This is a genomic window from Rickettsia australis str. Phillips (assembly GCF_000273745.1).
GTDB classification, from domain to species: Bacteria; Pseudomonadota; Alphaproteobacteria; order Rickettsiales; family Rickettsiaceae; genus Rickettsia; species Rickettsia australis.
Map to the genome: position 1 here is coordinate 18,486 of NZ_AKVZ01000002.1, position 8,528 is coordinate 27,013.

An 8,528-nucleotide genomic window follows, 5' to 3' on the forward strand; every position below is an offset into this window, starting at 1 on the left:
ATACCCGAATCGTCATTGCGAGGAGCGAAGCGACGTGGCAATGCAGCAAAATAATTAAAAAAATTCTGTAAATCAGAATTTTTTACTGGATTGCTTCGTCGAGTTACTGTGTAATGCTTCTCGCAATAACGGAAAACCACGCCATGCAACAATGTATTTGGTTGTTCGCAATGACAAAAAATAAAAACCACGGTATGATGTGTTGGATAACAATTTAAAATTATGAAAATTCTTAAGAGTTTAGTTTTATTAGTTTTGTTTATGGCGATTCCAGCTAAAGCTGATGATGCTTTTTCATGGATGTCAACCAGTTTTGGTGGGTTAAAAAGCTTATTCGGTTGTTTAGAAGTGCCTGAATTTACAAGTTTTAAAGAGGGTAATATAGGAATTAGTTTATCTACAGCCGGAACTTGGCAATCAACAGGTAATACTGTTGAGAAAGGTAAATTGTTAAAAATAAACTGGTCTACTTCAGGTATTACTCCTGAACCTAGAAAATATCTAGTATTATATAGAATTGATCCAAGGTTTAGTACGCCGCAAGTTTTCATTAAAACTTATAATTATTCTAAATTACAATTTGAAGCTTTAGGATTTCCGCGTTTTGTTACGGACAATAACAGTGCAACACCGGGGGCTATACCGCCTGATAAAGACCTTGATTCACTGTCATTTACTAAAATGTCTGATTCTGTTAAATATTTTAACTATTCTAACGGTAATTCGCGAATTGAAGTTAAGGCCGGCGATGTAGTAAATATTAGTTTAGTTGGTAAAGATAATTTTTTTAGCCCTAATACTCTAGATAATATTTTAACGCAGGAACTGGATAGTTCAATATTTGCTGCTTCTGCACTTTATACTCAAAGTAATCTTGGAAATTTTGACAATAGAATAATTTACTCATCTGCAAAGGAGGTATGTGATCTTATAGACGCTTTAAGAAATCCTGATAAACCAAGCGGGTGTAGTGGTACTGGATCAGCTACAAAATATAAAAGTATAAATAGTAACGAAGCATTAGTCGGCAAACCTATGATAACGAGAGCGGTACAGAATTTCATGAGCTTAATTAATTCTTGCCCTGCTAATGCCGGTATAAATACTAGCCCTGCTTGCTATTACGATCAAGGTAGAGGGATGATAATTAAAGTAGGCGGGCAGGTTATTAAGGAACGAGATCAGAGTTTTGTAAATTTAGGCAGCACTCAAAGTAGCTTTATATATTATCAAGCCACTAGCGGCGGTACTATGGATTTTACTAGCGATTGGCAAATTAATAACATGTTTAGTAATTCAGTTTTAATGAGTGATTGGAGCCGCAATTTTTCAAATTATGCTAATTTTGTAGATTATATAAATAAGAATGATTGGTCAGCTAATTTTTTATATTTTGGTCGTTATTCGATGATTGTTGAAATAGGTAACGGGACAAATTCAATAAGTCTGGGTGATCAGCAAAATATAAGTTTAGAATATTTAATAACATCTGATGGTACGTTACCTGATCCATCTGTTCGTGGTACGCCGGTAGATTATAACTTTGCGGCTGATGCACCGCAAGATGGATATTTATGGTTAAGGGTGGTAAATCCTAATAGTAATATACAAGGGGTAGTTAGTGTAAATTATGCTAATTATACTGGTACCACTTGGTTTTCTGATATAATATATAATGGTGCTATTAAACCTATTACCGATCAGTTTAGAACTTTTAGTCAGAACTTTTATATTAAGTTAGTTAACAATTCTGCAGTGCAGAATATAGCTAAAGCTGCATTAACTCTTTATGTTACTATATTTGGTCTAATGTTTGTTGCGGGAGCATTAAAATTAACTGCCATAGAAGTGATAACACGTATATGCAAAATAGCTATAGTAGCTTTTTTAATTAGAGAAGAAAGTTGGAGCTTTTTTAATACATACTTCTTTAGTGCATTTACTAACGGTATTGATTTCTTTGTAACTAACGTAATAGGTGCTACAAGCTCTAGATCTAATATTTTTGGTTTTATTGATCCTATATTTGATAAATATACTAACGGTAGGATTTGGGGATTATTATTTATTGAATTATTACAAATACATAATGGTTTAGCATTTATCGCTATTATAACCATTTATTCACTTATTACTTATTTTAGAGCTATTTTAGAAGTGATAATAGGTTATGTTATGGCATTCATAGGGCTAACTGTTATGATTTCATTAGCACCGTTTTTCATAATATTAATGTTGTTTGAAAAAACTAAAAGTTTATTTGATAATTGGGTATCGACATTGCTTAGCTATGTAGTGCAGCCGACAATATTATTGATTTTCTTTTTATTGATAGATCAGGTTTTATCTGAGCAGCTTTTAAAAGTAGTAGTTAGAGCTTGTTGGGATACTCTGATACCAATCAAAATAGGGCTTGATTTAACACATCTTGGTATCCCGATTAATTTCTCTTTTACATTACCGTTCTTACCAGGAATACCTTTCTATGTACCGGATGTACCGGAAATTAGTAGCTCTAATCTTCTAACGAACAAGGCTAATACTTTCTTAGTACTGTTTACTACAGCTTTATTATTTTATTCATATTGCTTGATGTCATATGGTTTAGTAAGCTTTGTAAATATAGTAGTTGGAATGCTTACAAATGTTACACCGGCACGAATATTAGGAAATTATCAAGAACGTTCTGATCCTGTGGGAGCTGTTATGCAGGATATAGATTTGGTAACAAAACCGATTAAAAAGGCGGCTATGGCTCCGGGTAGAATTTTCAAAGATAAGATAATTGATCAAAATTATAAAGCTAGAAAACCGGAAGGAGGTGGTGAATTTACAGATAAATTCCTTGCCGAACGTAATGATCTATCGAAGAAAGAGGCAGAGAGAAAGTAACAAAATTATTTTAGTGTCATCCCGCGACTTAAAAATCGTCATTGCGAGCAGCCGTAGGATGGTACGGCAATATAATGAAATAATAACAAATTCCTGAGATTGCTTCGTCATAACTTACAGTTTTTCCTCGCAATGACGGTAAAATTGAGACATATAGAAATAACTTAAAATGCACAAAAATATTTTTATTACATTATTAGTATCGCTATTGCTGCTTTCCGGTTGTACCGGCGATACTTGTATTGATCCTGATGATTTCGGTTTTATCAAATTCAATGTCTCTTCTAGATATAATCCGGAAGAAATTACTTCAAGACAGGAAGGTGATCAGGTAGCACCATGGCGTGATAGTGCTTATAAAGTAAATGGTTATCCTTTAACCGTTATGGTAAGACCGTGGAGTTATATACTTGGCGATAAAAATACTTCAGGTCAGTTATCTGCATGGTGTCCATGGTACGGTCAGAAAAATAACACAACTACTTTGGCTGCTTTTTGCGTTAAGCTACAACCGTGTACTTTTTGGGATAATGCTAGACTTGATATGTGTACTCCTAATCCCGCAAATCAAAATGACGCAATGATTAGTAATCCTCCATGTATAATGACGGATGGTGTCGGGCTTTATTTTCTTATTGCTGCTAAAAATACCAATCCCAATATTTCACCGGATTCACAGCGTAAACCACAAGGTATAACTCAGCATTTAGGAGAGCTTACTTCCAGTGTAGGCTATGAATTTTATAGTATTAGTAGTACAGGACAATTCTTGAAAGCCGGAGGTATAAATTATCAATATAAAGGTGAGGATAAGTCAAAATATGCTCAATCTCCTCTTTATTTTAAGATTATAGATAAATTTTATAATGATAATAGTGGACAATATAGATTAGTAATCAAATCTGGAGTTACTGATACTAGACCCGATCCACTACAATTTTTAACGGATTTAATAAAAGGAGTATTATTTGGTAAGGATGGGATTATAAAGAAAACTTATCAACAAATAATTGATACGCCGGGTTATAGGATTAGTGTTTCTGCTATTTTAACTCTATATATAATGTTTACGGGCTTTTCCTTTTTAATAGGTAATATAAACCTTACGCATGTCGAACTTATAGTTAGAATATTAAAAGTTAGTATAGTCTCAATATTATTAAGTACGGGTAAAGCTTGGACATTTTTTCATGATTATTTATTCGTATTTTTTATTGACGGGGTTCAGCAAATACTGCAAATAATTAATGAAGCTGCGGCTACCGGTCCTGGTTCTCAAAGTTTGCTGGGGTTACTTATTTCTCCTCAAACTTTATCTAAATTATTTTCTTTACTATTTGTTGATTGGCTTGGTTTTATATATATCATTCTATATTTAATAGCCCTATATTTTATTTTCTTTCTTATATTTAAAGCTACTATTATCTATCTAACCGCTCTTATAACTATTGGTATGATTATAATTATGGGACCGATATTTATTTGTTTCATGTTGTTTAATATCACTCGTTCGTTATTTGAGAATTGGTTAAGACAATTAATATCATATGCATTACAGCCTATAATTTTATTTGCCGGTATCGCTTTTATTTCAATGATCATCAGAACCGAAATATATTCAACGCTTGGTTTTGGGGTATGTAAACATGATTTTCCTAATTTAGGTCCGATAAATGAAATATTCGGTAGTTTTCTTGAAGATATAGATCCAAGCCTTGGTAATTCAATATTTTATTGGTGGTTCCCTGTACCAATGAGAGGAGGTATAAATAATTTCCACAAAGCCAAGATATTAGTTCCCGAAGATCATATAATAGTAGATGATTCTTGTAAAAATGACCATGATAAATGTAAGCATTGTGCTGCGTATGAGTGTATAGATGAACGCTATATAGAATTACCGTTTTTAGATTTAGTTAAAGATGCAAAAAGGATTAGTAATTTTATAAACGGGAAATTTGTCCAACTTGATGGGATATTACTAATTTTTGTGTCTATTTATTTGTTAAGTAAATTTAACGATACTGCTATATCGACGGCACAATTTATTGCCGGTACTTCAGGTAATTTAACAGACATACAAAAAGTTAATCAGCAATCTTATGAATCTGCAGCGAAGCAAATGAATAGACCGCTAAGTTATGTGGCTAAAACGGTAAGTGCACCTGTAACTAGCCGTGTAAGTGCCAGGAAAGAGCAAGCTAGCATGTTCTTTGCCGAGAAATTTGAAAATATGATGATGGGAAGGCTTGAAAAGCAAGCTCTCGGTTCTTCAGCAAACAAAGCCGTACAAAATGAGGTTAAAAGAAAATACGGTATAGATTCTAAAGATGTAAAAATGAATGCTATTACTGATTATGAAAACGGTATTTCAGGATTGTTAAAGAATTTACCTAAAGGGAATGAATTAAAAGCAAAAGAACTATCGAAAATGAAATTTACTCAGCTTCGAGATAAAATTGCTGCAAATAAATATGGAGTGAAAGATTACGCCGCTTTAAGTAAAGAACAAAAAACAGAGCTTGATAAGTCCTTAAAAGATGCTAACTTACGTGAACTTGCTAGTGATGCGAACTTTACTAAAGATTATCAAGATGCTTATAAGTATGCTCACCAAGAAATGTCAGGGCGAGGTGTTGGTCTGTGCGGTAAGAATATAGGAGTGCTGAGAAGATGGCAAGAGATGGAGCATCGTGTTGATACAAAACGTAAATTAAAAGAAGAAAAGCGTGTAGGTATAGGCGAAAAAATATATGCAGGTTATACAGGAATAAAAAGAGGAGCTTTAACTGCAATAGTCGGTAAAGATTTACGCGATGCTTATGAGGGTAATCTAACCAGTGCCGAATGGCATGATTTTGAATATAATGATCCAAGGCTTAGAACTTATAGCGAAAAATTAAAAGATAATGAAAAAGCACGGGAACGTGAAGAACTCAAAATGCATATTAATAAGGAAACGTTAGCTGCTCAGGCAGATATATTATCACCGGAATATCTAGTAAGACTAGAAAAAGCAGGTAGACAGAGTGATGTAGAATATTATCAAGAATTAGCTCAAAGAAAGCTTATTCATGAGGTGCATAGTAGGTTATTCGAGGAAGGTGAACCGGTAATGATGGGCGATAGATTTATGCGTGAGAAAGCTACTGATTCTCAGATGCGAGATATGATAGATAACGCTCATAGAAAACATGCAGAATTTATAGAGGGAGATCGATATATTCGTCGCCAAGAGCATTATGATATTATGCAAGAGAAAGCTGAAGGAAATTTAGAACAAACGTATAAAGAGCTTAAAGATCATTTCAAAAGAGATGAGATCAACATTGAGGAAATACCAGCATTAATAGCCCAAAAGATCAAAGATACTGAGCAGGGACCTGAAGTAGACGCAAGGATTACGGAAGAGCTTAATAACTTTAATGCTGATGTTAAAAATTATGAATATAGCACTGAAGTATTAAATAAAATAGAGGATAGAAAGCAAGCTATTACCGATGAAGTCAATGCTCAGATCGATCAGATTAATAAATATAGGGAAAATGCCAAAATGGAAAAATATGTGAGGCCAATAGTAAATGAAGGCAGAAAACTAAGAAAATTAGAAGATCATTTAAGAAATATGAATTAGTAAAAGATATATATTTAGAATAGTTGTTTGCTCTAATAATAACGTTAATCAATACTATTGAGGTATAGTTATGAATAAAGCAAAAATATTTATGAATGATCTACATGCTTGACACTAATATTTGTGTTTCTGCAATTAATAAACATCCTGATTTTTATAATAATAATTTAGAATTACTGACAAAAATAATAATATTGCTATTTCATCAGTAGTATTAGCAGAATTTCAATATGGTGTTTCTAAAAGTAAGAAAAAAGAGCAAAATCAAAGCAAATTGGATGTTTTTCTAAGTAGATTAGAAATAATAGATTTTTCTGCAAAATGTACTTTTTATTATGGAGAATTACTTATGGAACTTGAGCAAAATGGTCTAATAATAGGAAATAATGATTTGCTAATTGCAAGTCATGCTATAGCTGAAAAATACAACTTTAGTTACTAATAATATAAAAGAATTTAAGCGTATACCTAATTTAATTTTAAAAAATTGGGATAAATAAAAAAATACACTGTGGCGGTAATGCTACTTACAAATTTCCTATTAAAAATCTTTTTTAATTTTTCCTTTATTAATTAACTTATATATTATCTAAATTAAGTTAGTGATTAATTTATTAAGAGGTTTATGAAAAAACAACATATAATAAACGAGACTTTTTTAGATGCAATTCTAGCTAAGAAATTAGGTACTACTTATAATCCTCCGAGAGAAATCAACGATCCTGACTTTGATGAAGCAGCAAAGCATTTCATCGATCTATTACTTAGAGCCGACGGCTTTAAGCCTGTTAAAACTGCAGTAGTGCATCCAATCGATAAAGAATCATTACTCGGTGCAGTTAGAGCGGCACAATTTAATGTAATAAAACCGGTCTTGATTGGTCCGCAATATAAAATTGAATCAGTAGCAAAAGTTAATAATGTCGATCTTGAGGATTATCAAGTAATTAACGTTGAGCATAGCCATGAAGCAGCAAAAAAAGCCGTAGAGCTTGCAAAAAAAAGAGAAGTTGCGGCTATTATGAAAGGGTCGCTTCATACTGATGAGCTTATGTCTGCGGTAGTGCATAAGGAGAATGGACTACGTACCGAACGACGTATAAGTCATGCTTTCTTAATGGCAGTTGCTACCTTTCCAAAACCGTTCATTATTACCGATGCTGCTATTAATATTCGTCCTACTCTAGAAGATAAGCGTGATATAGTGCAGAATGCTATTGATTTAATGCATATGATTAAAGAAGACAAGCAGGTTAGAGTTGCGGTATTGTCAGCAGTTGAGACGGTAACCTCCGCAATCCCTACAACCCTTGACGCAGCCGCTTTATCGAAAATGGCAGATCGAGGGCAAATTACGAATGCTATAGTTGATGGACCGCTTGCGTTTGATAATGCTATATCTTTATTTGCTGCAGAAGCAAAAGGCATTAGTTCTTCAGTTTCAGGAAATGCCGATATATTAGTAGTACCCGATCTTGAATCAGGTAATATGCTTGCAAAGCAGCTAAAATATTTGGGTCAAGCAGTTATGGCTGGTATCGTTCTTGGGGCCCGTGTGCCTATTATTTTAACAAGTAGAGCTGATCACATGGATATGCGTGTGATTTCCTGTGTACTTGCTTCATTTATTTATAACCATGCTAAGGCGAAGCTACATATCCAATCAGGTAAATAATATGAAAGATGTTGTTTTAATAGCTAATGCCGGCTCATCTAGTTTAAAAATTTCTATTTTTGAAATTCAGAATAAAAAAGTTAAGGATAAAATTTATAATATTTTTTTAGAAAAGAACGACAATAAAATATTATGTCATATAAATAAAAAGCAGGAATCTGCTACTGATATTAAAGATGATGCTATTGAAATGATGATTGATCTTTTTGAAGATTGGTGGAAAAAACAAGAGAATCTCAATTTAATTGCAACCGGTCACCGTATTGTCCATGGCGGAAAAAATTTTAATAAACCGGTTATTGTTAATGAAAAAGTTAGTGAAGATTT

The 8,528-nt window shown here is 33.1% G+C and carries 3 protein-coding genes and 2 pseudogenes; all 5 read left to right on the forward strand.

Features of this window, described 5'->3' with window-relative positions; genetic code table 11:
* Positions 1 to 222: 222 nt before the first annotated feature.
* Positions 223 to 2,892 carry a TrbL/VirB6 family protein gene (locus A452_RS0100305; RefSeq protein ID WP_017208455.1) on the forward strand — a complete coding sequence of 890 codons (2,670 nt, stop codon included), beginning with the start codon at positions 223 to 225 and terminating at the stop codon, positions 2,890 to 2,892.
* A 169-nt stretch (positions 2,893 to 3,061) separates the two neighbouring features.
* Entirely contained in the window at positions 3,062 to 6,526 is a 3,465-nt protein-coding gene (locus A452_RS0100310; RefSeq protein ID WP_014412008.1) for a TrbL/VirB6 family protein, read from the forward strand.
* A 95-nt stretch (positions 6,527 to 6,621) separates the two neighbouring features.
* Positions 6,622 to 7,026: pseudogene (gene vapC / locus A452_RS12905) on the forward strand (type II toxin-antitoxin system tRNA(fMet)-specific endonuclease VapC).
* 125 nt (positions 7,027 to 7,151) lie between these two features.
* Positions 7,152 to 8,201 carry a phosphate acetyltransferase gene (locus A452_RS0100320; protein ID WP_014412006.1) on the forward strand — a complete coding sequence of 350 codons (1,050 nt, stop codon included), beginning with the start codon at positions 7,152 to 7,154 and terminating at the stop codon, positions 8,199 to 8,201.
* Position 8,202: 1 nt separating this feature from the next.
* Positions 8,203 to 8,528: pseudogene (locus A452_RS07755) on the forward strand (acetate/propionate family kinase); the annotation flags it as partial.